Annotated in this window: 23 protein-coding genes and 1 pseudogene; 13 read left to right on the top strand and 11 right to left on the bottom strand. The window is 66.8% G+C overall.

The features are described 5' to 3' along the window. The first annotated feature begins 17 nt into the window (after window positions 1–17). The 5 genes from QQ25_RS23245 to QQ25_RS23225 all read left to right on the top strand — a co-directional run bounded on the left by QQ25_RS23245 (window position 18) and on the right by QQ25_RS23225 (window position 6,718). On the top strand, window positions 18–1,433 hold the full coding sequence (locus QQ25_RS23245; RefSeq protein WP_052236053.1) for an MFS transporter: 1,416 nt from the start codon (window positions 18–20) through the stop codon (window positions 1,431–1,433). A gap of 75 nt (window positions 1,434–1,508) precedes the next feature. Next, on the top strand, window positions 1,509–2,318 hold the full coding sequence (locus tag QQ25_RS23240; protein WP_039381338.1) for a GNAT family N-acetyltransferase: 810 nt from the start codon (window positions 1,509–1,511) through the stop codon (window positions 2,316–2,318). Then, window positions 2,305–3,528, top strand: coding sequence for a lysine N(6)-hydroxylase/L-ornithine N(5)-oxygenase family protein (locus QQ25_RS23235; RefSeq protein ID WP_457920762.1), 1,224 nt, complete (start codon window positions 2,305–2,307; stop codon window positions 3,526–3,528). Before QQ25_RS23240 ends, QQ25_RS23235 begins: the two co-directional genes overlap by 14 nt. 37 nt (window positions 3,529–3,565) lie before the next feature. Further along, window positions 3,566–4,276 (top strand): siderophore-interacting protein, encoded by a 711-nt coding sequence (locus QQ25_RS23230; protein ID WP_039323565.1) that lies wholly within the window; start codon window positions 3,566–3,568, stop codon window positions 4,274–4,276. Window positions 4,277–4,366: 90 nt separating this feature from the next. Further along, on the top strand, window positions 4,367–6,718 hold the full coding sequence (locus QQ25_RS23225) for an arylsulfatase (protein ID WP_409370975.1): 2,352 nt from the start codon (window positions 4,367–4,369) through the stop codon (window positions 6,716–6,718). A 7-nt stretch (window positions 6,719–6,725) separates the two neighbouring features. Here the strand turns inward: QQ25_RS23225 and QQ25_RS23220 are convergent, their stop codons facing one another. The 3 genes from QQ25_RS23220 to QQ25_RS23210 are packed head-to-tail and all read right to left on the bottom strand — an operon-like array spanning window position 6,726 to window position 9,462. Next, window positions 6,726–7,562 carry a DUF5995 family protein gene (locus tag QQ25_RS23220; protein ID WP_039381333.1) on the bottom strand — a complete coding sequence of 279 codons (837 nt, stop codon included), beginning with the start codon at window positions 7,560–7,562 and terminating at the stop codon, window positions 6,726–6,728. A gap of 44 nt (window positions 7,563–7,606) precedes the next feature. Continuing rightward, window positions 7,607–8,224 carry a TetR/AcrR family transcriptional regulator gene (locus QQ25_RS23215; RefSeq protein WP_039323560.1) on the bottom strand — a complete coding sequence of 206 codons (618 nt, stop codon included), beginning with the start codon at window positions 8,222–8,224 and terminating at the stop codon, window positions 7,607–7,609. Continuing rightward, complete coding sequence (locus QQ25_RS23210; RefSeq protein ID WP_039381332.1) at window positions 8,224–9,462, bottom strand: cytochrome P450; 1,239 nt, start codon at window positions 9,460–9,462, stop codon at window positions 8,224–8,226. Before QQ25_RS23210 ends, QQ25_RS23215 begins: the two co-directional genes overlap by 1 nt. Before the next feature lie 66 nt (window positions 9,463–9,528). On the opposite strand from QQ25_RS23210, the gene QQ25_RS23205 reads away from it, so the two are divergent. Continuing rightward, window positions 9,529–10,401, top strand: a complete 873-nt coding sequence (locus QQ25_RS23205; protein ID WP_165612139.1) for a rhomboid family intramembrane serine protease — start codon at window positions 9,529–9,531, stop codon at window positions 10,399–10,401. Here QQ25_RS23205 and QQ25_RS23200 read toward each other — a convergent pair. Further along, the gene (locus tag QQ25_RS23200) at window positions 10,398–11,762 is read right to left on the bottom strand and encodes an FAD-binding oxidoreductase (RefSeq protein WP_039323557.1); all 1,365 of its coding nucleotides are present in this window, start codon (window positions 11,760–11,762) and stop codon (window positions 10,398–10,400) included. The two genes, QQ25_RS23205 and QQ25_RS23200, sit on opposite strands and share 4 nt — an antisense overlap. A gap of 45 nt (window positions 11,763–11,807) precedes the next feature. After that, on the bottom strand, window positions 11,808–13,058 hold the full coding sequence (gene tap / locus QQ25_RS23195) for a multidrug efflux MFS transporter Tap (protein WP_039381330.1): 1,251 nt from the start codon (window positions 13,056–13,058) through the stop codon (window positions 11,808–11,810). Window positions 13,059–13,133: 75 nt separating this feature from the next. Here tap and QQ25_RS23190 point away from each other — a divergent pair, with 75 nt between their 5' ends. After that, a complete protein-coding gene (locus QQ25_RS23190; RefSeq protein ID WP_039324431.1) occupies window positions 13,134–13,982 on the top strand; it encodes a uracil-DNA glycosylase in 849 nt (282 codons plus the stop codon). A 16-nt stretch (window positions 13,983–13,998) separates the two neighbouring features. Continuing rightward, a complete protein-coding gene (locus QQ25_RS23185; protein ID WP_039323554.1) occupies window positions 13,999–15,060 on the top strand; it encodes an LLM class flavin-dependent oxidoreductase in 1,062 nt (353 codons plus the stop codon). Here the strand turns inward: QQ25_RS23185 and QQ25_RS23180 are convergent. Genes QQ25_RS23180 through QQ25_RS23170 form a run of 3 tightly spaced genes read right to left on the bottom strand, consistent with a single transcriptional unit; the run spans window position 15,057 to window position 16,428 of the window. After that, window positions 15,057–15,506 (bottom strand): nitroreductase family deazaflavin-dependent oxidoreductase, encoded by a 450-nt coding sequence (locus QQ25_RS23180; protein ID WP_039381328.1) that lies wholly within the window; start codon window positions 15,504–15,506, stop codon window positions 15,057–15,059. The two genes, QQ25_RS23185 and QQ25_RS23180, sit on opposite strands and share 4 nt — an antisense overlap. 4 nt (window positions 15,507–15,510) lie before the next feature. Further along, a complete protein-coding gene (locus QQ25_RS23175; protein ID WP_039323552.1) occupies window positions 15,511–15,948 on the bottom strand; it encodes an HIT family protein in 438 nt (145 codons plus the stop codon). Between the two features lie 9 nt (window positions 15,949–15,957). Further along, window positions 15,958–16,428 carry a VOC family protein gene (locus tag QQ25_RS23170; RefSeq protein WP_039381326.1) on the bottom strand — a complete coding sequence of 157 codons (471 nt, stop codon included), beginning with the start codon at window positions 16,426–16,428 and terminating at the stop codon, window positions 15,958–15,960. Between the two features lie 27 nt (window positions 16,429–16,455). Between QQ25_RS23170 and QQ25_RS23165 the strand changes: the two genes are divergently transcribed. The 3 genes from QQ25_RS23165 to QQ25_RS23155 all read left to right on the top strand — a co-directional run bounded on the left by QQ25_RS23165 (window position 16,456) and on the right by QQ25_RS23155 (window position 18,136). Further along, window positions 16,456–17,307, top strand: coding sequence for an AraC family transcriptional regulator (locus tag QQ25_RS23165; RefSeq protein ID WP_039381324.1), 852 nt, complete (start codon window positions 16,456–16,458; stop codon window positions 17,305–17,307). A 111-nt stretch (window positions 17,308–17,418) separates the two neighbouring features. Continuing rightward, a complete protein-coding gene (locus QQ25_RS23160) occupies window positions 17,419–17,820 on the top strand; it encodes a nuclear transport factor 2 family protein (RefSeq protein WP_039324429.1) in 402 nt (133 codons plus the stop codon). Between the two features lie 43 nt (window positions 17,821–17,863). Next, window positions 17,864–18,136: a ribosomal protein L7/L12 gene (locus QQ25_RS23155; protein WP_039323549.1), complete on the top strand. Its 273-nt coding sequence runs from the start codon at window positions 17,864–17,866 to the stop codon at window positions 18,134–18,136. On the opposite strand, the gene QQ25_RS23150 is transcribed toward QQ25_RS23155, so the two are convergent. From QQ25_RS23150 to QQ25_RS23140, 3 genes are all read right to left on the bottom strand, one after another. Next, a complete protein-coding gene (locus QQ25_RS23150; protein ID WP_039381323.1) occupies window positions 18,133–18,621 on the bottom strand; it encodes a DNA-deoxyinosine glycosylase in 489 nt (162 codons plus the stop codon). The genes QQ25_RS23155 and QQ25_RS23150 overlap by 4 nt on opposite strands. Continuing rightward, entirely contained in the window at window positions 18,618–19,322 is a 705-nt protein-coding gene (locus QQ25_RS23145; RefSeq protein WP_039381321.1) for a polysaccharide deacetylase family protein, read from the bottom strand. Before QQ25_RS23145 ends, QQ25_RS23150 begins: the two co-directional genes overlap by 4 nt. A gap of 82 nt (window positions 19,323–19,404) precedes the next feature. Then, a complete protein-coding gene (locus QQ25_RS23140) occupies window positions 19,405–21,234 on the bottom strand; it encodes a flavin-containing monooxygenase (protein WP_039381319.1) in 1,830 nt (609 codons plus the stop codon). Between the two features lie 128 nt (window positions 21,235–21,362). On the opposite strand from QQ25_RS23140, the gene QQ25_RS23135 reads away from it, so the two are divergent. Both QQ25_RS23135 and QQ25_RS31655 read left to right on the top strand, forming a co-directional pair. Beyond that, window positions 21,363–22,418, top strand: a complete 1,056-nt coding sequence (locus tag QQ25_RS23135) for a 2,3-butanediol dehydrogenase (RefSeq protein ID WP_039381318.1) — start codon at window positions 21,363–21,365, stop codon at window positions 22,416–22,418. A gap of 139 nt (window positions 22,419–22,557) precedes the next feature. Continuing rightward, window positions 22,558–22,637 (top strand): annotated as a pseudogene (locus QQ25_RS31655) (diacetyl reductase); the annotation flags it as partial. Window positions 22,638–22,672 lie beyond the last annotated feature (35 nt).

Genomic DNA, 22,672 nt, shown 5'->3' with positions numbered 1-22,672 from the left:
CGGAGCGCCGCCCGCATCTGACGCTGCTGGCGGTCTGCCTGGCGGTGTTCATGCTGTTGCTCGACATGACGATCGTGTCTGCGGCACTCGCCGATATCCAGTCCACACTCGGTGCCCGGCTGAGCGGGCTGCAGTGGGTCGTCGACGGTTACGCGCTACCGATGGCGGCGCTGTTGCTGACCGCCGCAACGGTGGGTGACCGGATCGGCCGCCGTCGGCTGTACCTCGGCGGGATGACGGTGTTCACGCTGGCCTCTCTCGGGTGTGCACTGGCCACGACGATCGAGATGCTCAACGCCACTCGGGCCGTCCAAGGCGCGGCCGGAGCAGTGCTCCTGGGCGTTTCGTTGCCACTGGTCGCTGCGGTGTACCCGCCGGGACGGGGCCGGTCCGGCGCGATCGCCACATACGGCGCGGTGATGGGCGCGGGTGGGGCGGTGGGTCCGCTGCTCGGGGGCGCCCTGGTGGACGGCTTCGGCTGGCCGGCGATCTTCATGGTCAATGTCCCGATCGGGGTGGCCGCGTTGGTGATCGGCGCTCGCTACATCCCGGAAAACCGTGCTGCGCAAGCCCGCCCGGTGGACGGCGTGGGCACCATGCTGCTGTCCGCTGCGCTGTTCGCCGGAGTTTACGTGCTGATCGAAGGCGACCGGTACGACTGGCGCGGACCGCTGTTGGCCGGTTTGAGTGCGTTCTGCGTCATCACGCTCGTGGTCTTCGGGTGGTGGGAGACGCGGGTCGCCGAGCCCATGCTGGATCTGGCGATGCTGCGCAGGCCCGGTTTCGCCGGGGTGGCGCTGGCGGCCTTCGTGGCCGCGGCCACGCTGATGGCCGCGACCAACTACCTGGCGTTGTACTTCATGAACACCCTGGGGTTCAGTGCATTTGAGGCCGGTCTGCGGGCACTGCCACTGACTGTGTCGATCGTGGCGGGTGCCCCGCTGGCCATGGTGGCGGCCCGGCGGGTGCCGGTGCCGCTGGTGATCCCGGCCGGTGCCGCGTTGATCGCAGCAGGGCTGTGGTTGATGACCGGTGTTTCGGCGATGACAGCGTGGACGCATTTCATCGGTGGCTCGATCGTGGCGGGGCTCGGCCTCGGCGGACTGGCGGCATTGACGTCGGAGGCCGCGCTGCGGTTCGTGAGCGTCGAGGACGCCGGAATGGCAACGGGCACAGTCAGTACGGTCCGTCAGGTCGGCATCGTCGCCGGTGTGGCCGGTCTCGGGGCGCTGTTCAGTAGTCACGCCGGTGACGTCGGGGCGGCGCTGCCTGCGATCGATCCGGCGGCACGGGAAGCCAGCGCCGCCGGGATGCAGGCGACCCTGGTCGCGGCGTCCGGGTCGGCGACCGCCGGACTGATTCTGGTCGCGGTGTTGATCGCGGTGGGCCGCCGTCAGGAGATCGTTGCTGAGGTTGTCGACGCGCGAGATTGACGTCGGCGTCACTGTTCGACGCGGTATCGCGAAATATCGTGCAGGACGACGGCGATGCGTCTACTTTCGCAAACTATGGAGGGTGGGGCAGTTCTGATTTCAGCGGCCGACACCGGCCGCTACACAATCTTGATCTCCACCGACTCCGCCGAGATCGAAGCGGCTCAACGGTTGCGCTACCAGACCTTCGCCGAGGAGATGGGGGCGACGCTGCCGCAGGCCGTTCGCGGACCACTGACGGGTCAGATGATCGACGTCGACCAGTTCGATCCGCACAGCAACCATCTGCTCGCCAGGGATGAGACTACGGGCCAGATCGTGGGCTGCTACCGCTTGCTCCCGCCGGACGGAGCGCTGGCTGCGGGCGGAGTGTTCGCCGACACCATCTTCGACATGAGCCCCGGGCTGGATCGGCTGCGGCCGTCGCTGGTCGAACTGGGCCGGGTGAGCGTGCATCCGGACCATCGAAGCGGAGCTGTGGTGGCGCTGCTGTGGTCGGGGATCCTGCGCTACCAGGATTTGACCGGATACGAGTGGGCGATCGGATGTCTGTCGGTGCGGATGGAGGACGGTGGTCCCCGCGGCGCGTTGGTGCGGGGGGTGCGCGATGCCGCGCTCAGCGGTAGCTGCGCACCCGGCGAGTACCGGGTGACGCCACGAAACCCTGTGCGCGTCAATGGGTTGAGTCTTGATGAGCTGCCCGACCCTGGTCGGGTGAGGCTACCGCCGATGGTGGCGGGCAGTCTGCGGATCGGCGGGGTGATCTGCGGTGAGCCGTCCTATGACCCGGATTTCGACATGGCCGACTTTGTCGTCCTGATCAACCGGGACATGGTGCGGGAGAACTACCTGCAACGGTTGACCCGCACCCATGTCCAGACCTGAACTGCCGTTGCTGGGCATCGGATTCGGCCCGTCCAACCTCGCTTTGGCGATCGCACTGGCCGAACAGGCCACGCGTGCGACATTTCTCGAGGCCCAGCCGCGGTTCGGCTGGCACCGGGACATGCTGCTGCCGGGTGCGCGCATGCAGATCCCGTTCCTCAAGGACCTGGTCACCCTCCGGAATGCCAAGAGCAACTTCACCTTTGTCAACTATCTCAGCGAACGCGGGCGGCTCGTCGACTTCATCGGCCGGCACAACGTGTTTCCCAGCCGGCTGGAATTCCACGACTACCTGGAGTGGGCGGCAGGGCATTTCGCAGACGAAGTTCGTTATGGCAGCCGGGCGGTCTCGGTGGCCGCCTCGGATGACGGATTTGTGGTCCATACCGATGACGGGCGGCGGTTTTCGGCCGGCGCTCTGGTGCTGGGCGTCGGTTTGCGGCCGGTATTGCCTGCCGGTGTGCGGCCGAGTCTCCGCCAATGGCACAGTCATTGTCTGCTCAGCGGTGTCGCTGCCCTGCCCGCACGCTCGCCGCGCCGGTTCGTGGTCGTCGGTGCGGGGCAGAGCGCGGCGGAGGTGGTCGCCTACCTGCACCGCGGGTTCGCCGGGGCCCAGGTGCATTCGGTGTTCGCGCGGTACGGCTACAGCGTGGCTGATGACAGTGCGTTCGCCAACCGGATGTTCGACCCGTCGGCGGTCGATGTGTTCTATGGCGCCGACGAGCAGGTCCGCCAACGCCTCCTCGACTATCACCGTTCGTCTAACTACTCGGCGGTGGAACCGGAGTTGATCGCGGATCTGTACGACAGGGAGTACGCCGAGCTGGTGGCTGCTGACCGGCGGCTGCACATGCACAAGGCATCGATCATCTCGAGGGTCGAGGAGCACGCTGACGGTGTTCAGGTGACGGTCACCGCACTGGTCGACGGGTCACGGGAGACTCTGGACTGCGACGCCATCGTGTACGCGACGGGGTATGCGCCGACGAATGTCGCGGAGCTCCTCGGCGACGTGGCCGCTCACTACGAATTCGACGATCGGCATCGCCCCGTCGTGAGTCGTGATTATCGGCTGCGGGCGAAGGCCGGCGCGCCGGGCGACATCTATCTCAACGGTTCGGCAGTCGAGCACACCCATGGACTCGGAGCCACCTTGCTGTCGAACGTCGCGGTCCGGGCAGGCGAGCTCGCCACAGCGCTACGGAGTTAGGATATGCTTACCTAACGAACTGGCGAAAGGTATGGGGATGGCCGAGCAGAAGGCGTCACGTGGACTGGAAGGTGCTCTCGTCAAGCTGTGGCGGGGCGGCGACTATCAATTGACGGTCATCGGCAACACCGAACTCACGCCGAATTACTTGAGACTGCACTTCCGCGCGGAAAAGCTGCTCGCCGAACAGCGGGTGCATCCGACGATGTGGGTCCGGGGGTGGTTCCCCGACGGCGGCAAGGCGCACCAACGTGGCTACACGCTGGTCAACCCGGATGTCGAGGCCGGGACCGTCGACATCGATTTTGCGATGCACGACGGCATCGCGACCAGCTGGGCCCGGGCCGCCCGGCCGGGCGACGTTCTGGACGTCACGGTGCTGGGCAGCAACTTCACGCTGCCCGAGCCGGCGCCAGCCGGTTATGTGATCGTCGGTGACACCGCGTCCCTGCCGGCCATCAATTCGCTGCTCGATGCGATCGGGGATACCCCGGCGCGGGTGTTCCTGGAGGCCGGCCACGACGACGACCGGGAGCTGCCGGTCGCCGGTGCTGCCGACATCACCTGGGTGGACCGCGACGAGGAGGCACTGGTCGAGGCGGTCAGCTCCTCGGCGTTCGACGCCTCCGATCACTTCGGCTGGGTGGCGTGCAACAACCGCACCACCCGCGCGGTGGCCCGGGTGTTTCGCGAGGAGTACAACCTCTCGCGTAAATCCATTAAAGCTCAGGCCTATTGGGTGGCCTGACCGTCAATAATGCCCATGGTGGGAGCGCGCGGCGCATAGTCTGGGCGTCTCGGGCCCGAGCAGCGGGCTCTTCTGCGAGCGGACATGCGCGTGAACACACCAGACCCCATTCGCCGCGACATCCTCCCGATCCCGGATGTCCAGCACGTCGGGTTGACCACGTATGACGCCAAGGACCCGGACACCACCTATCCGCCGATCACCATGTTGCGCCCGCCCGAAGGCGCGCCCAATGTCCTCATCGTCCTGATCGACGATGTCGGATTCGGTGCCAGCTCGGCCTTCGGCGGCCCGTGCAATACCCCGACCGCCGAACGACTGGCCGCCAATGGGGTGAAGCTCAACCGATTCCACACCACGGCGCTGTGCTCGCCGACGCGCCAGGCGATGCTGACCGGACGCAACCACCACTCGGTCGGGATGGGTGGCATCACGGAAATCGCCACCTCGGCGCCGGGGTACAGCAGTGTGCGGCCCAAGGACAAGGCTCCCATCGCCGAGACCCTGCGGCTGAACGGCTATTCCACCAGCCAGTTCGGCAAGTGCCATGAGGTTCCGGTCTGGGAGGTGTCGCCGGTCGGACCGTTCGGGCAGTGGCCCACAGGCTCGGGTTTCGAGCACTTCTACGGGTTCATCGGTGGCGAGGCCAATCAGTACTACCCCGGGCTCTACGAGGGCACCAAGCCCGTCGAACCGGAGAAGACACCGGAGGAGGGCTACACCCTCACCGAAGATCTGGCGGACCGGGCCATCACCTGGGTGCGCCAACAACAGGCGCTCACTCCGGACAAGCCGTTCTTCATGTACTTCGCGCCGGGTGCCACTCATGCCCCGCACCATGTGCCCAAGGTGTGGTCGGACAAGTACCAGGGCAAGTTCGACGATGGCTGGGACGTGCTGCGCGAGCAGATGCTTCCCAAACAGAAGGCGCTGGGCGTGGTCCCCGAGGACGCCGAGCTCACCGCGCGGCACGACGAGATCCCGGCGTGGGACGACATGCCGGCGGAGCTCAAGCCGGTGCTGGCTCGACAGATGGAGATCTACGCAGGATTCCTGGAGCAGACCGACCACGAGGTCGGCCGGCTGGTCGATGCGATCGAAGATCTCGGGGCTCTGGACAACACCCTGATCTACTACATCCTCGGTGACAACGGCGCGTCGGCCGAAGGCACCCCGAACGGGTGCTTCAACGAAATGTGCACCCTGAACGGTCTGGCCGGTATCGAGACGCCGGAGTTCCTGTTGTCCAAGATCGACTTGTTCGGGACACCCGATGCCTACAACCACTACGCGGTCGGCTGGGCACACGCGCTGTGCGGGCCGTACCAGTGGACCAAGCAGGTGGCCTCGCACTGGGGCGGCACCCGCAACGGCACCGTTGTCCACTGGCCGAAAGGCATTGCGGGCCATGGGGAGACGCGGGATCAGTTCCACCACGTGATCGATGTCGCGCCGACGATTCTTGAGGCGGCCAACATCCCCGCGCCGATGGTGGTGAACAGCATTCAGCAGGCACCGCTGGAAGGCGTGAGCATGCTGGCGACGTTGCGCGACGGCCGCGCCCCTGAGAACCACACAGTGCAGTACTTCGAGATGTTCGGCAACCGCGGCATCTATCACAAGGGCTGGACGGCGGTCACCAAACACCGCACGCCCTGGCTGAACGATCAACCCTCGCTCGATGACGATGTCTGGGAGCTGTACGGCCCCGACGATTGGACTCAGGCGCACGATCTCGCGGCGGAGGATCCGGCCAAACTCGCTGAACTGCAACGGCTGTGGCTGATCGAGGCCACGAAGTACAACGTGATTCCGATCGACGATCGGTCCTTCGAGCGGTTCAACCCCGACATCGCCGGGCGTCCTCAGCTGATCAAGGGCGATACCCAGGTGCTGTTCTCGGGCATGCGGCTGCTGGAGAACTGTGTGCTCAACATCAAGAACAAGTCGCATTCGGTCACGGCGAAGATCACGGTGCCCGCCGGCGGTGCCGCAGGTGTGATCGTCAGCCAGGGTGGCGGCGTCGGTGGCTGGTGTCTCTACGCCCACGAGGGCAGGCTCAAATACTGCTACAACTTCTTCGGCATTGAGTACTACTACACCACCGCCGACGAGCCCATCCCCGCGGGCAACCATGAGGTCCGCATGGAGTTCGCCTACGACGGTGGAGGTTTGGGCAAGGGCGGGACCATTACGCTGTCTTGCGACGGTAAGACCATCGGCACCGGGCGCGTCGAGCAGACCGAGCCCATGGCGTTCTCCGCCGACGAGGCTTGTGACGTCGGCTCCGATACCGGCTCACCGACGTCACCCGATTATGGACCGCACGGCAACAGGTTCACCGGCAAGATCGACCGGGTGGTTCTCGACATCGGTGTGGATGGTCATGACCACTTGGTGACTGCGGAGGACAAGCTCAACATCGCCATCTCGCGGCAATAGCGCGCCGTCACAGCGCGGTCTGGATCGGTGCGGGCGTCTCGGCGATCTCGTCGAGCACCGCTACGTTGCGGGCCACATCGCGGCTCTCGCGCGCGGCGATCTCCTTGATCGCCAGATCGAAGGCACCGACCAGGCTGGGCGGGTCGAAGGCGGCCTGCGCCTGCCGACTGACCTGCAGGTCGCGCGCCCAGATCGTGGCCGGTCGAGCGAACCCGGGCTCAAGGGCCAGCACCGTGGCGAACCGCCAGGCGCTGTCGCGCAGGGAACGGATGGCCTCGTTGAGGACGAAGATCTGATGCTGTCGGAGCACGGCGTAGATGTCGGCCAGCGCCGGTGAGAGTTCGTTGATGTCGTTGACGACGCCGCCGACCTGGCTGGCCAGCACGGCGTTGATGGTGTCGAAATCCTTGTGCAGCGAGGGCAGTTTGCCTGCGCCGACCAGACCCTGCACCGCGATGCCGAGGTCCAGGACGATGTGGGCGGTAACCCCGGCAAGCATGTGCTGCACCAGGATTGGCTCGGGCTTGTGCGCCCACTCGAACGTCGCTCGCCACGACCGGGTGGGCTTGGGATAGCGGTCGGGGTGGAAGTGGCCGTTGAGCGCGTCGAAGTACCGGGAGGCGAACGCCGCGTCGAGGCGGTCCATACGGGGACCGTCCTCGAATGCCCCTTCCTCGACCGCGGTGCCGACCGCGATGGTGATCCGCTTGTACAGGGCGGCGAAATAGCCCAGTCGGCTTGAGGTTTCCGCGGCCCAGTCGGTGATCGTGTCGATGGTCGAGACCACCTCGGCGATGGTGGATGCCGTGGGCAGCGGCGGCAGCGGCGTCCGGCGGTTGGCCATATCCGAAGTATGGGGCCGATCAGCCCGTCGCGCCCGGCAATCGGCTACTCCACGGGCAATTGCGCCGGAATCACCAGTGGGGCGACGAACTCGGCCAGCATGGTGCGCTCGTCGGCCTCGTCGACGCCGGGGAACACCAGCATCGACACCATGACCCGCACCAGCCACCGGGCGCGACGGCCTACCTGGTCAGCTCCTGCGGTCCCTGTCGCCTCGTCCGCATTGCCGGCTGCGCCGGCGGCCAGCGAACGCACGAACCCCTCGACCAGGGCCCGGATCACCTCTGAGTGCTCGGCCATCTCACCGCCGATCGGCCGTTGCGCCGTGGCGAACCACGAGGCCAGGGCCGGACTGCTGCGTACGGCGTTCAGTGCGGTGATCACGCCTTCGATCAGTCGTTGCGCCGGATCGGTGACGGTGGCCACCTGCTCGCTGACCTCTTCGTAGAGCCGGCGCGCCTCGCGGTGCACGTAGGCGGTGTAGAGCGCATCCCGATTCTCGAAGTACCGGTACAGGGTGGCACGGGAACAGCCTGCGGCCGACGCGATCTCGTGCATCCCGACGGTCGCCGCCTCCTGGCGGGTGAACAGGGCGTCGGCCGCGTCCAGGATGTGGTCGGCGGCCACTTCGGACCGCCGGGCCGACAACCAGTCACGGGACATCAGGTTCCTGCCCGGAATTGCACTGACAGTGGCCGTCGCACGTAGCTGCCTCCGGCCCATTCCACTGAATCCAGGTCGGCCTCGAAATCCGGGTAGCGCGAAAGCAACTCGGTCAGCGCCACGCGGGATTGCATCCGGGCGGCCGCGGCGCCGAGGCAGAAATGGGCGCCGTGGCTGAAGGTGAGGATATTTCGCGGGGCTCGCCGCACATCGAGCTCGGCTGCGTTGTCTCCGAATTCGCGTTCGTCACGGTTGCCCGAGCCGTACAGCAGCAGGGTCTTGCGTCCGGCGGGGATGGTGGTGTCGCCGATGGTGACGTCGCGGGTGGTGGTGCGGGCCAGGCCCTGCACGGGGGAGGTCAACCGCAGGAACTCGTCGATCGCCTCCGGGATCAGCTCCGGGTCATCGATCAGGAGTCGGCGTTGATCGGGCCGCTGCTGCAGGAGTTGCACTGCGCCGCCGAGCATTCCGGTGGTGGTGTCGTTGCCGCCGGTGACCATGGTGAAGGTGAAGGCCAGGATCGACAGCACGCCGGCGATGTCGCCGTCGGCCCCCACGCCGGCGGCCACCAGGTGGGAGATGGTGTCGTCACCGGGCTCGCGGCGGCGCCGTTCGATGAGCTCGGAGAAGTAGCCCATCATCGAGGCCACCGCGGCACCCGCGGTCCCCATGGCCTCGGTGATGCCGCCGGCCGAACTGTTCGCGGCGACGATGGCGTCGGTCCAGCCGTCGAACTGGTCCCGGTCGGCCTCGGGCACGCCCAGGTAGTGCGCCACGACCATCGACGGCAGTGGCTTGAACAGTTCGGTGACGATGTCCCCGCCGCCGTTCGAGCGCAACCCCTCGAGGCGCTCGACGACGAACTCCCGGACCTTCGGTTCGACGGCTTCCACCTGTCGCGGGGTGAAACCGCGGGAGACGAGCTTGCGGAACTCGGTGTGCACCGGCGGGTCCTGCATGACGAACGGCGGGTTGTCGGCCAGTCCGATCATGTCCAGCTCGCCGTAGGTGATCGTCAGGCCCTGCGCCGAGGAGAACGTCCCGTGGTCGCGGGCTGCGGACCAGATGTCGGCGTGCCGGGACAGCACGTAGTAGTCGTGCTCCGGAGACTCGTCGGGCACCACGTGGTGTACCGGGTCGTGGTCGCGCAGTGCGGCGTACATCGGCCATGGGTTGGGCCAGGTGTCGGCGTCGGCGGGTATGAACCGGGCGGGGCTGTGAGACAAAGTCGCTGCCATGTCTTATTCGTACGACATTCAGGCGTGCAGTGTCAATAGCGGGTCCGCCGGATAGGCTCGGAACTGATGAGCATCCCCGGCACGCCGCAGCTACCTGCCCAGACGCCGACGTGTTACCGGCATCCGGACCGTCCCACGTATGTGCGGTGCACTCGGTGTCAGCGTCCCGTCTGCCCGGAGTGCATGCGGTCGGCGGCCGTGGGCCATCAATGCGTGGATTGCGTGAACGAGGGCGCCAAGGCGGTGCGGGAACCGCGCACCCAGTTCGGTGGAAAGGCGCGCACGGGAGCGCCGATCCTGACCTACACCCTCATCGCCGTCAACGTGGTGATGTTCGTGCTGCAGATGGCGTCGGGAAACCTGGAGAGGGAGCTCACGCTGTGGGCGCCCGGCGTTGCCGCGCATGACGAGTACTACCGCCTGGTCACGTCGATGTTCCTGCACTACGGCGCGATGCACCTGCTGTTCAACATGTGGGCGCTGTACGTCGTGGGGCCGCCGCTGGAGCAGTGGCTGGGCCGGTTGCGGTTCGGGACGCTGTACGCGCTCAGCGGGCTCGGTGGCTCCGTCCTGGTCTACCTGCTGTCGCCGATCAACTCCGCGACCGCCGGAGCCTCCGGCGCGATCTTCGGCCTGTTCGGCGCGATCTTCGTGGTGGCCCGCAAGCTCAATCTCGACGTCCGCTCGATCGCCGCCGTGGTCATCCTCAACCTCGTGTTCACCTTCGTCGGGCCCGCGCTCGGAACCGGAGCCATCAGCTGGCAGGGCCACATCGGCGGACTGATCACCGGGGCCGCGGTCGCCGCGGCCTTCGTATACGCCCCGCGCGAGCGCAGAAACGCGATTCAGGCGGCGGTGTCGGTGGCGGTGCTGGTGGTCTTCGCGGGATTGATCACCTGGCGCACAGGCGTTCTGCTGAGCCTGATGGGCGTGACCTAGATCGCCGCGCCGGGATTGAGGATGTTCTGCGGGTCCAGCGCCTGCTTGATCCGGTGATTGAGCGCAAGAGCGTCAGGACCGATCTGGCCGGCCAGCCACGGCTGCTTGAGCCGGCCGACACCGTGCTCGCCGGTGATGGTGCCGCCCAAACCCACAGCCAGGTCCATGATCTCGCCGAAGGCCAGCTGAGCCCGCGCGGCCATGTCGGCATCCGCCGGGTCGAACACGATCAGCGGGTGGGTGTTGCCGTCGCCGGCATGGGCGATCACCGAGATCAGCAGATCCCGGTGGGCCGCGATCGCTGCCACCCCGCTGACCAGCTCGGCCAGTGCGGGCAGTGGCACCCCGACGTCCTCGAGTAGTAGCGATCCCTTGGCCTCGACGGCTGGGATGGCGAACCGGCGGGCCGCCACGAAGGCCTCGCCCTCGTCCGGGTCGGAGGTGGAAAACACCTCGGTGGCACCGCATTCGGTGAACACCTGAGCCATGAATTCGGCGTCGTCGGCGCCCGCGGCTCCGCGGTCGTCGGAGGCGGCCACCATCATCGCCGCGGCTGTGCGGTCCAGGCCCATCTTGAGCTTGTCCTCGACGGCGTTGATCGCCACGGCGTCCATGAATTCCAGCATCGACGGCCGGATCTTGCCGGTGATCTTCACGACCGAGTTCGATGCGGCTTCCACGGAATCGAACGTGGCCACCACGGTGCAGGGGGAGTGCTGCGGCGGCAGCAGCCGCAGCGTCGCCTCGGTGACGACGCCGAGAGTGCCCTCGCTGCCGACGAACAGTTTGGTCAGGCTCAGGCCCGCAACGTCTTTCAGGCGCGGGCCGCCGAGGCGCACTGCGGTGCCGTCGGCCAGCACCACCTGCAGGCCCAGCACGTAGTCGGTGGTCACGCCGTACTTGACGCAGCACAGCCCTCCCGCGTTGGTGGCGACATTGCCGCCGATGCTGCAGATCTCGAACGACGACGGGTCTGGTGGGTACCAGAGACCATGTGCGGCAACGGCTTTCTTAACCTCGGCGTTGAGCAGGCCCGGCTGCACGACGGCGGTGCGGGTGACCTGGTCGACGGTGATGTCCCGCATCTTCTCGGTGGACAGCACGATGCCGCCGTCGAGCGCTGTCGCGCCACCGGACAATCCGGTGCCTGCGCCGCGTGGCACCACCGCCACCCGGTGTGTGCTGGCCCAGCGCAGTACGGCCTGCACCTCCTCGGTGCGGGTGGGCCGGACCACGGCCATCGGAGTGCCCGCGGCCGGATCGGCGGCCCGGTCCTGACGGTAGGACGCCAGGATGTCGGGGTCGGTGACGACGACCCCCTCGGGTAGTTCGCTGATCAGTGTCTGCAGCGCGGATTCCACACCGGAATCGTAGTTCGGGCGGCTGACTCTGCGATGGGGTGCTGGTCAATCGCGATGTCGGTCCAACGCACGCAGCGCGGGCAGGAACACCGCAACCACCCCGAGCAGCAGCATCGGCAGGGACAGCGCCAGGAATGTCACGTGCAGGCCGGCCGCATCGGCCAGCGGCCCGGCCAGGATCAGCCCCAGCGGACCCGCCGCGTAGGCCAGTGAGCCCATCACCCCGACCACGCGCCCGCGCAGGTGCGGCGGGGCGGTGGTCTGCATGACGTAGTTGTAGATGGGCGCGATCGGTCCGTAGACGAAGCCGACGATCGCGCACAGCACAAGGATCAAGGGGAGCGGTGGCAGAAAGGCGATCACGGTCATCGCCACGCCGAGCGTGATCACCGCGGTCAGCATGGTGGCCCGCCGGCTCATGTACTTCGACCCATTGACCGCTCGCGGTCGTGACATCACCGCGTAGCCGAGCGCGCCGAGCAACCCGCCGATGCTCAGCGCCATCAGCACCCAGCCAAGTTCGGTGGGCTCATCGCGGTCGGTGAAGTATTTGGGGAACAGAACCGACTCCATCGGCATGTAGAGCCCGGTGGCCACCAGGTCGACGATCGCCAGAGTGCGCAATACCGGTGTGTGCCAGACGAATCGCAGACCTTCGACGATGCCGGCCCACACGCCCCCGGTCAGCACCGAACGGTCCGGGGCGCCCGCTCCCTCCAGCCGAAGCACCGAGATGGCCAGGATGGAACAGCAGAACGCCCCGGCGGTCACCCACATCGTGTTGATTCCTCCGAGGGTGGCGATCAACAGGCCGCCGATACCCGGTCCGACGATGTAGGCAAGGTTGAACACGGCCTCGTACACGCTGTTGGCGTGGTCCAGCGTCCAGCCGGCCCGGCCCGCCGCCTCGGGCAACATGGTCTCGCGGGCGGTCATTCCGGCCGGATCGAAGAATGCGCCCAAACCGGCCAGCACCGCCAGCGCAAGGACATTGACCGCGTCGACGCCGAAGGTCAGGGCCAGTACCGGAACCGCGGCGACCGACACGGCCGAGAGCAGATCGGAGATCATCGAGACTCGCCTGCGGCCCAGATAGTCGACGGCGGCCCCGGCGATCAGCGTGGCGATCAGCAGCGGCAAGGTCCCGGCCATCGCGACGATCGACGCGTCGAGCGCGGATCCGTTGCGCTGCAACACCAGCCACGGGAACGCGACAATCGTGATTCCGTTTCCCGCGCCGGCCATCAATGCGGCGAACAGGATCAGCAGCAGTGGGCCGCGCCTGGTGTTGGTCATGGGTATCGCGGCCGAATCTAACAGCGCACCCGCACCCGCCGCGCCGTATTTTCGGGCACAGTGGACGAGGTGTCGATGTCTCAACTCCCACATCCGCGGACGGGGGACCTGTTCAGCTCGCCCGTGCCGCCCGGCTCGGGCTGGCCAGGCGATCCGGCGGAGGCGTCGACGCCGGTGGCCAAGACCGCAGCGCAGGTGCGCCGGCTGGCCGCCCGGGCCGCCACGGTGGATGAGCTCGATGGGCAGATCTCGGTGTGCCGGGCCTGCCCCCGGCTGGTTGCCTGGCGTGAAGAGGTCGCCGTGGCCAAGCGGAAATCCTTTGCCGACCAACCATATTGGGGTAGACCTGCCCCCGGTTTCGGTGCCGAGCAGCCCGGCATCTTCATCGTCGGGCTGGCACCGGCCGCCAACGGTGCCAACCGCACGGGGCGGGTGTTCACCGGCGACCGGTCCGGGGATTTTCTGTTCGCTGCGTTGCACCGGGCCGGGCTGGCGAATCAGGCGGTGTGCGTCGACGCCGCCGACGGCATGCGGTTGATCGACACCCGCATGGCCGCCGCGGTGCGCTGCGCCCCGCCGGCCAACGCGCCCACCCCGGCGGAGCGGGCCACCTGTGCGGCCTGGCTGCAGGCCGAATGGCGACTCGTCGGGCCGTCTGTGCGGGTGGTCATCGCGTTGGGCGGCTTCGCGTGGCGGGCTGCGCTGGAGCTGATCGGCTCGAAGATCAAACCCGCGCCCAAGTTCGGCCATGGCGCGACCGCGACTCTGACCTCTGCTTTCGGCCCCGTCACGCTGCTGGGCTGCTTTCATCCGAGCCAGCAGAATACGTTCACCGGCCGGCTGACCGAGGCCATGCTCGACGACATCTTCGTGACCGCCAAGTTGCTCGGGAACGCCCGCGCCGGGAACGAACACGGCGGGTGATGACGTTGACGCTGTCATGCGGCTTTCCGTTCTCGACCTCGTCCCGGTGCGTACCGACCAGTCCACTGCCGATGCTCTGACGGCAACGACTCATCTGGCGCAGACGGCTGACCGGCTGGGATATACCCGCTACTGGCTCGCCGAGCACCACAACATGCCGGCGGTGGCTGCCACCAGCCCGCCGGTGCTGATCGCGCACCTGGCCGCGCACACTGACCAGCTTCGGCTGGGTTCGGGCGGGGTGATGTTGCCCAACCATGCGCCGCTCGCGGTGGCCGAGCAGTTCGCTCTGCTGGAGGCCGCTTATCCGGGCCGTATCGACCTCGGTATCGGCCGGGCCCCGGGGTCTGACCCGGTCACCTCACTGGCGTTGCGTGGCGCCGCCGGCCGCGACGATCGCGACATCGAGGCGTTTCCGCAGTACCTCGACGACGTGGTGGCCCTGATGGGCACCCGCGGCGTGCGGGTGCCGTTGCCGCGCGACCTGATGCGGGAAAACTACGTGCTCAAGGCGACGCCGGCCGCGGTCACCGAACCGCGGATGTGGTTGCTCGGATCGTCGATGTACTCGGCGCACCTGGCTGCCGCCAAGGGGTTGCCGTACGTGTTCGCACACCATTTCTCCGGTCAGGGCACGGCGGAGGCCCTGGCGGTCTACCGCGACGAGTTCCAGCCCAGCGATTTGGCTTCCGAGCCCGTGACTTTCCTGACTGTCAACGCCTCGGTGGCGGAGACCACGGAGGAGGCCGAGGCCTTGCTCCTGCCGCAGTTGCAGATGATGGGCCGGCTCCGCACCGGCCAACCCCTCGGGGCGCTCGATCTGGTCGAGGATGCCGAGGCCGTGGCAGAGTCGGGGACCCTCAGCCCGCAGGCACAGGCCGTCGTGGCTTCCGGGCTCAAGCGCGCCGTGGTGGGCTCACCCACCGAAGCAGCCGATCAGGTGCGTGCCCTGGCCGAAGAATTCGGCGTCGACGAGGTCATGGTCAACCCGGTGGGTTCGGCCCGCCGCGGCGCGGACCCGGCCACCGCGACGGCGCGCGTCACCACCTTGGAACTGCTGGCGAAGGAACTGTTCTAGCCCGCAGGGGTCAGTACCACGATCGGAATCGGTCGGCTGGTCTTTTTCTGGTATGCGTCGTAGCGGTGAGAGTTGTTGTCGTTGACGATCTTCCACAACCGCTGGTAGTCAGGATCGTCGGGCAGCACGGGTCTGGCCGTGACGCTGAGCCGGCGCGGCCCGACGTTGATCTCGATGCGGGGCTGGGCTTTCAGGTTGTGGTACCAACCCGGTGACCGTGGGGCGCCGCCCATCGAGGCGACCACCAGGTAATCCTTGCCGTCGCGGGCGTAACTCAGCGTATTGATCCGGGGCTGGCCGGTCTTGGCGCCCGTGGTGCGCAGCAGCAGGCTGGGCGGAACGCCGGGGAGGCGGTGCCCGATCATCCCGTTCGACTTCTGGTAGATCAGGTCGTGGACGTGTAGTAGCCGGAGGCCGATCTTCTCCACGGGGGACAGATCACTCATGGCGTCAATCGTGCTCGGCGGCGTCGAGTTCTGCCAATGCCGCACGTAGCAGCCGCCCCGACTCCTCCCGGTCGGGGTCTCGGCGCACCACCATGCCCTTCACGAAGGACAATTTGTCGCCCGTCTGGCGGGGCAGCACATGAAGGTGGATGTGGAACACACTCTGAAACGCGGCTTTACCGTCGTTGATCACGATGTTGTTGCCGTCGGCGTGCAGTCCCGATCGCCGGGCGGCCCGAGCGATGCGCTGACCGATGCCCGCCATCGCGGCCACCGTCTCCGGCGGGGTGTCGGTCAGGTCGACGGTGTGCCGCTTGGGAATGACCAGGGTGTGTCCCCGCGTGAACGGCCTGATGTCGAGGATTCCCAGGTAGTCGTCGTCCTCGTAGATGCGGATGGCGGGGGCCGTCCCGGCGACGATGGCGCAGAACACGCAAGACATCCCGCCACGTTAGCCTCCGGCGGTCGCCGCCCATTCGGCGACGCGGCGTTCGCGTTCGGCCGGCGTGAGGTCCTCGACGCGGGTCATCACGGTCCAGCGCTGGCCGAACGGGTCGAGGATGGAGGCGAACCGGTCGCCGGTGACGAAGGTCTGCGCGGGTTCTCGGATCGTCGCTCCGGCCTTCTCGGCCCGGGCCACCACCTCGTCGACGTCGGGGCAGTACAGCCCGATGGAATGGGTCGCGGCGGCGCCCGGTGTCGGGGCGGCGATCTGAAAGGCCTCCTGCGGGTCTCCGAGTTGCAGCCGGCCGCTGCCGAAGTCCAGTTCGGCATGTGCGACGCTGCCGTCGGGTCCGTCCATCCGCTCGACGACGTCGGCGCCGAACACCTTCTGGTAGAACGTGATCGCCTTGGCGGCGCCGTCGACGCAGATGAACGGGGTCAGGCTGGTGTAGCCCTGCGGAATCGTTGTGACACTCATACCGACCAGTTTCGTAGGCTGTGGTCCATGGCCGCTTGGAAAAACGCGCCAGACCAAAACGTGCCAGTGCGGGGCGTGGTCGGCCGCGCCGGCAATGCCTCGGCTTTCGACCTGCACAGGTGGGCGCCGACGGCGGAGGCCGGGAGGTTCGTCGAGCATTTCTGGTCGGTGACCTGGGACCGGCGTGAGGCCGGTCCGTTCGAGAGCACAGTCATCACCTTTCCGGCCATGCATCTCACCCGTGAGTGGGGAGATGACGTTGTGCGCCATGGTCATCGGCTTCCCAACACGTTGCTGCACGGGGTGGTGCCCAAGGTCTTCCGTATCACGATCAGCGGTCGGGGCGGTGTGGTCGGCGCACGATTCCGGCCCGGCGGCTTCACCGCACGCTTCGGCGGGGACGCTGCCGCAATGACCGGGCGAGTCGTCCCGGCGGGTGACGAATTATTCGGTGCGCCATTGGTTCTGGGTGAGGATGTGGCCACCGTCCACGCCCGCCTGGAGGCCAGGATCGTGGATACGACAGCGCCGTTGGATGCGACCTATCGTGCGCTTGTCCCGTTGATCGATCGGATGCGTGACGACGCGTCATTGCATCGCGTGGAGCAGGTCATGGCCCTCTCGCCGTGGAGTTCGCGGACCACCCAGCGAGTATTCCGCCGCTATGTCGGGGTGACGGTGAAGTGGGTGCTGTGCCGGTACCGCCTGCAGCAGGCGGCGCTGGAGATCGAGAGTTCACCCGGCGTGGATTTCGCCGATCTGGCCGTGCGGCTCGGCTGGTATGACCAGGCCCATTTCATCAACGACTTCCGGGCCATGCTGGGCAGCACACCGGGGGAGTACGCGGCTGACACTCAGAATGGTGGTGGTGGTTCGTAGTGTTCGGCGATGCGGTTTTGGCGGTTGAACCAAGATGAACCGCAGAGCGATTCACCCGCCGCGCGTGTCCCGTCCGCCTAGAGTATGACCAACAGACAGGGGACCAACGCCATGACTGTTTCGGTCGACCCAATGGCGGCAGTGCGCCAATACGTAGAAGCCTTCAATAACGGTGACCCGGCGGCGATGGCCGCGACCTGCGCCGACCCGATGCAAATTCTCGATGGAATGTCACCCCATGTCTGGCAAGGGTCGACAGCCGCAGAGGACTGGTGGCGCGACGTGCTTGCCGAGGGCGAGCACCTCGGCGCTTCGGGCTACCGCATCGCGCTGGGCGAGCCACGGCACGTCGACGTCAACGGCGAGAACGCCTATGTCGTCGTCCCCGCGAAAATGACGTTCGACCTGCGCGGTAAGCAGGTCACTCAAACTGGTTCGTTGTATACGGTCGCGCTTCGCAAAGCCGGCCCAGACTGGCGCCTTACCGCGTGGGCGTGGGCAAAAGGCAATTAACAGGGGTTGGGCCCGGCAACACAGTTTGGGCCACACTTGGCACATGGGAATTTTCGGTGGTGGCCACGACGATTCAAATGATCTGCGCCGTCGCGTCGAGGAACTCGAGCGGCGAGTTGCCGCGCTTGAGCGTGCCGCCGCGGCCGCAGGTCGTTCGGTTCCGCCGCCGATCGGTCACGCCAACGAGATGATGGGCAGTCAGATGGTCCGCCAGCTCGCCCTTCAGGGCAACAAGATCGCCGCCATCAAGTTGTTGCGTGACGAGACTGGGTTAGGGCTCAAGGAGGCCAAGAACATCGTCGACCGGCTGGTCTAACCGCCCAGCGCCACCCGCCAGGCCGCCATCTTGTCCTCGAAACGCATGGTTTGAGCCGGGCTGGTCGAGGGCGCTCGTAGCCAGGGCAACGAGGGAGAGCCGACCAGCCGCAAGTAGTTCGCCTCGGCGGCGGCGCCATTGAACACCAGCCGCTCGACCGTGCGGTGCGTGGCGAAGAATGAGGCGAAATCGTTGGGCACCATGCTGTCCCGTTCCACTGCCGAGTCCAGGCTGCCCGCACGCCGGCAGGACCGCAGCACATCCCACACCGCCACCTGGTGAGCGCACAGAGCGGCAACCCGCTCTGAATAGGGCGCATCAGGACGAAACCCGAACAGAGAGCCGGTGATCCGCCAGAACGCGTTGCGCGGATTGCCGTAGTACTCACCGGAAGCCAGCGACATCACGCTGGGCATGTTGCCCAGGACCAGCACCCGCGGATGGTCGCCGACGATCGGCGCCAGCCCGTGCAGAAGTTCGGTCATGCCCGGCCCAGCAGGTCGGACACGGTGACGAATCGGTAGCCCGCCGAGCGCAATTCGTCGACGATCAGCGGGATGGCGGACCGTGACGCGGCCCGGCTGCCGTACATGACGTGCAACAGGATGATCGATCCCGGCCGTACGCGTGAAACCGTCTCCGCGGCGATCGCATTCGCGTCGGCCCCGGTGGCCGAATCGGGTTCGACGTCCCAGGTGACGGTGGTCCGATCATGGGTGGACAGGTAATGCGGCAGGGTCCACAGCTTCTTTCCGTAGGGCGGCCGAAAGGTGATCGAGCCCTGATAGCCCGTCGCCCGGATGGCGGTGTCGGTCCGCTCGATCTCACCGGCCACGGTGCCCGGCGACATCAGCACCATCCGCTGATGCGAGTAGCTGTGATTGCCGATCTCGTGGCCCGCGGCCGCGATTGCCGCGCCCTGCTGGGGCGCGGCCTCCAACTCGCGGCCGGTGAGATAGAAGGTGGCCGGCACCTGGGCATCGGCAAGGATTTTGAGTACCTCGGGCGTCAGGTCAGTCGGGCCGTCATCGAGCGTCAGCGCCACCACCTTGTCAGCCGTCTCGACCCGGTCCACCAACCGGCCGGCCAACTGGAACGTCCGCGCATTCGACACCCAGTACCCGCAGGCCGTCACACCCAGGATCACGACCAGCGCTGCTGCCACACCCCACAGCCATCGGCGCATCCTGCCTGTATACCTGCACCCACGCGGGCGCCCCGAACGGCGTGGGGGTTATGTCACGTTCGGGGCGCCATATCGTGGGTCGTCAGCTCAGGTGGTGGACCTCCTGCAGTCCGTACACCGGCGTTGCCAGGCCCTCATAGCGGGCCTTGAGCTGCAACGCCAGATACAGCGAATAGTGCCGGGATTGGTGCAGATTGCCGCCGTGCAGCCACAGGTTGGGCTGTTGGGTGGGCTTCCACATGTTGCGCTGTTCGCCCTCCCACGGCCCGGGGTCCTTGGTGGTGCCCGACCCCAGGCCCCAGACCTTGCCGATCCGGTCGGCGACTTCCTGGCTGATCAGATCGGCAGCCCAGCCGTTCATCGAGCCGAACCCGGTGGCGTACACCACCACGTCGGCGGGCAGTTCGGTGCCGTCGGCCAGGATCACCGAGTTCTCGGTCAGCCGGTCCACCTCGCCGTGCGCGAGTTTGATGCTGCCGTCGGCGATCAGCTCGCAGGCGCCGACGTCGATGTAATAGCCCGAGCCGCGGCGGAGGTACTTCATGAACAGGCCCGAGTCGTCGTCGCCGAAGTCGAGTTCGAATCCGGCGGCTTCCAATCGGGCGTAGAAGTCCTTGTCCCGCTGGCGAATTGCATCGTAGATGGGTCGCTGGAAGTCGGCCATGATGGCGTACGGCAGGGACGCGAAGGTCAGGTCGGCTTTCTCGGTGGTCATTCCCGCCGCGACGGCCCGTTCCGAATACAGGTCGCCGAGGCCAAGCTCCATCAGTGATTCCGAGCGCACGATGTGAGTCGATGAGCGCTGCACCATCGTGACGTCGACGTAGTTCTCGTACAACGCTTTACAGATGTCGTGTGCGGAGTTGTTGGAGCCGATCACCACGACTCGCTTGCCCGTGTACTGGTCGGGGCCCGGGTGGTGGCTGGAATGGTGCTGCTCGCCGCGGAAGGTCTCCTGGCCCGGGAGAGTCGGAATGCTGGGCTTGCCCGACATCCCGGTGGCCAGCACCAGCTGCGCGGGACGCAGTGTGACGGGCTCGCCGTTGCGGTTCACCTCGACGGTCCACCGCTGCTCGTCCTCGTCGTAGGACGCCGACAGGCAGGTCGTCGAGCTCCAGTACGGCACCTCCATGACCCGGGTGTAGAACTCCAGCCAGTCGCCGATCTTGTCCTTGGGTGCGAACACCGGCCAGTTGGCCGGGAACGGCAGGTAGGGCAGATGGTCGTACCAGACCGGGTCGTGCAGGCACAGCGACTTGTAGCGCTTGCGCCACTGGTCGCCGGGCCGTTCGTGTTGGTCGACGACGATGGCCGGCACGCCGAGCTGGCGCAGCCGGGCGCCCAGTGCGATACCGCCCTGGCCACCGCCGATCACGACGATGTAGGGCTGCTCGCTGTAGCCCAGGGTCAGATCCTCGTCGAGGCGCTTCTCGGCCCACGATCGCCGGTCCGGATCGGAGCCGTGTACAGCGCCCAGCGGCCGGTTGGCGCCCTTGCGCTCCTCGTGGCCCTTGAGCTCCTGCAGTGTGGTCAACAGGGTCCAGCCCAGCTCGTCCCGCAGCCGCAGGTGTCCCTTGCCTCGGCCGACCGCGGTCTCGAACTCGATGAACGCTGAGGTGACAACGTGGTCGCCGTCGAATTCCTCGGTCGGGGTTTCTGCTGTCCGGAACCCGGACGGGTCGGTGTCGGCCAGCCGGGCCGTCAGCATGTCGGCCATGCCGTCCCGGCCCTCGAGGGTCTTGAGGTTCCAGGTGAATGCGACCAGGTCACGCCAGAAGCTGTCGGTGGCGAACTTGCCGACGACGCGTTCGATGTCCCGATCGGCCAGTGCGGATTCGAAATCGGCCAGCCAGGCGTCGACCCGTTCCTGCGGTGACAGTGTGGCCAGCGGTGCGGCGGTGGTCTGTGTCATGTGGCCCAGCCCACACCGTGCCCGCAAGCGCAACAAGGGTTGCACAGGGTTGCATCGCACCGGCGCTTGAGAGCGCAACGTCTTGCAACCCTTACGACGCACCCGGCAGGTCGCCTAGACAGTCCACTATGAAAGCAGCCGTGTACTACGGACCGAACAAGGTCGAAGTCGCCGATGTGCCCGAGCCTGATCCCACACCCGGCACCGTCAAGATCAAGGTGGGCTTCAACGGGATCTGCGGTACTGACCTGCATGAATACTATGCAGGGCCGATCTTCGTGCCGACGGCGCCGCATCCGTTGACCGGCCGGCAGCTTCCGCTGACCATGGGTCACGAGTTCTCGGGAACCATCACCGAGGTGGGTGCCGGCGTGACGGACTACGCCGCGGGCGACCGGGTCGCCATCGAGCCGATTTACCGCTGCGGGCACTGCGCGCCCTGCCGGGCCGGCACGTACAACGTGTGTCGGCAGATCGGCTTCCACGGCCTGATGTCCGACGGCGGAATGGCGGAGTACACCGTGGTGCCGACAGAAATGCTGCACCGGCTTCCCGACAATGTCTCCCTCGAACTCGGTGCGTTGGTCGAGCCGATGTCGGTGGCCTACCACGCCGCGACCCTGGCCGAGGTCGGCCCGCTGCACACCGCCGTGATCTTCGGCGCCGGGCCGATCGGCATCGGCCTGTGGTTCGCGCTGCGGGGCAAGGGGCTCGACGACGTGTACGTCTGCGAACCGTCGTCCACCCGCAGAACTGCGATCGAGGCGCTCGGCGCCAAGACTCTGGACCCGACAGCCACAGATGTCCCGGCTTTCATCGCCGATCACACCGAAGGACGCGGTGCCGACGCCGCATTCGACGCCGCCGGTGTGGCACCGGCCATCGCGGCCGCCACGGCGTGCGTGGGGGCGCGCAAACCCACGGTCAGCGTTGCGATCTACGAGAAGCCGCTGGCGACACCACTGCTCAATCTGGTGATGAACGAGTCCCGTATCCAGGGCTCGCTGTGCTACACCTCGGCGGATTTCGAGGCGGTCATCGGCCTGATGGCACAGGGTGGGTACGACACGAGGGGATGGGTCACGCCCATCGCGATCGACGACGTGATCGACGAGGGATTCGAAGCCCTGCACGCAGGGGCGAAGATGAAAGTTCTGGTCGATCCGAGCGGAGGCGCCTCGTGACGCTGCAGAGCACGGTGGCGCTGGTCGACGTAGCACCGGACGGAATCGACGCGGTCGCCGCAGAGCCGAAATCAGGTCGAAAGCAATGACTTTCGTCACCGACGTGAGTGATCGGGACTCTGTGGACCCGGCCGGATTCGTCGCCTGTCTGGCCGGACCTGATGCCGAGTACCTGACTGGTCAGGCGGGTCTGATCGACGGGAATTGGTGTATCGGTGACACGAGATTGGCTTCCCGATGTGATGTGGAGCACA

This window comes from Mycolicibacterium setense, assembly GCF_000805385.1.
In the GTDB taxonomy this organism is placed as follows: Bacteria; Actinomycetota; Actinomycetes; order Mycobacteriales; family Mycobacteriaceae; genus Mycobacterium; species Mycobacterium setense.
Note: the sequence above shows the minus strand (reverse complement) of the source record. Positions and strands in the feature narration are given on the sequence as shown.